At 61.7% G+C, this 1077-nt stretch carries 1 protein-coding gene; it reads right to left on the bottom strand.

Annotated features, from left to right (window positions below; all coding sequences use genetic code 11):
• A partial coding sequence (locus tag GEV06_28595) for an IS630 family transposase (GenBank protein MPZ21809.1) occupies positions 1 to 1053 on the bottom strand: 1053 nt, incomplete at its 3' end.
• Positions 1054 to 1077 lie beyond the last annotated feature (24 nt).

Below are 1077 nucleotides of genomic sequence, written 5' to 3'. Positions count from 1 at the left end.
TGTCTCAAAGGTTCGTTCGCAAAATCGCTTGACCTTGTCGAGGATCGCGTCGGCGGTCGCGGTCCAGACAAACGGTTTGCAGTGCTGATTGTGATGCGCGACGTACCCCTCAATCGCCGTCTCCAGAGCCCGCACGTTTTCAAACGTGCCGCGTCGAATCCGTTGGGTGGTGATCTTCGCGAAGAAGCGTTCCACTTGATTCAACCAGCTCGCGCTGGTCGGCGTGAAATGCAGGTGATACCGCGGGTGACGCACGAACCAGCGGGTCACCTTCGGCACCTTATGGGTGCCGTAGTTGTCCATGATGACATGCACCTCACCGGTGGGCGGGAGCTGCGCATCAATGCGCTGGAGAAATTTCAAAAACTCCTGGTGCCGATGGCGGCGATGACAGTGCCCGATCACTTTTCCCGTCGCGACGTCCAACGCCGCAAACAGCGACGTGGTGCCATTCCGAATGTAATCGTGCGTCTGCCGCGCCGCGATGCCCGGCCGCATCGGCAGCAGAGGACGGGTCCGATCCAATGCTTGGACCTGGCTCTTTTCATCCAAGCACAGCACCAACGCGTGGTCCGGCGGGTTGAGATAGAGGCCCACAATATCGCGGACTTTTTCGACAAACTGCGGGTCGGCCGACAGCTTGAACGTCTCCAGACGGTGCGATTGCAAGCCGAACGTTCGCCAGATGCGCGAGATGGTCGCTTTCGACAGTCCGGCCACCTCGCCCATCGATCGGGTCGTCCACTGAGTCGTGTGAGGTGGCGGCGCTTCCAAGGTGCGCGTGATGATATCCACGACCATGTCGTCGGTTACTTTGCGAGGCACGCCTGGCCGCGGTTCATCCGCCAAGCCCTCCAAGCGTTTGACCCGGAACCGCTCGCGCCACTTCCCAACACTGTTGCCCGACACGTGCACCTGGCGAGCGACAACTCGATTGGGCTGGCCCTCGGCGCAGGCCAACACGACGCGGGCGCGCAGCGCCAGACGCTGCGCCGTTTTCGGGCGCCGCGACCATTGCTCGAGCGTTTGCCGCTCCTCATCCGTCAGTACCAACGGTTTCTTGGGACGTCCGGTGCG

It is taken from the genome of Luteitalea sp., from assembly GCA_009377605.1.
GTDB lineage: Bacteria > Acidobacteriota > Vicinamibacteria > Vicinamibacterales > Vicinamibacteraceae > WHTT01.
The sequence above is the reverse complement of the archived record's forward strand: the minus strand, read 5'-3'. Positions and strand labels throughout refer to the sequence as shown.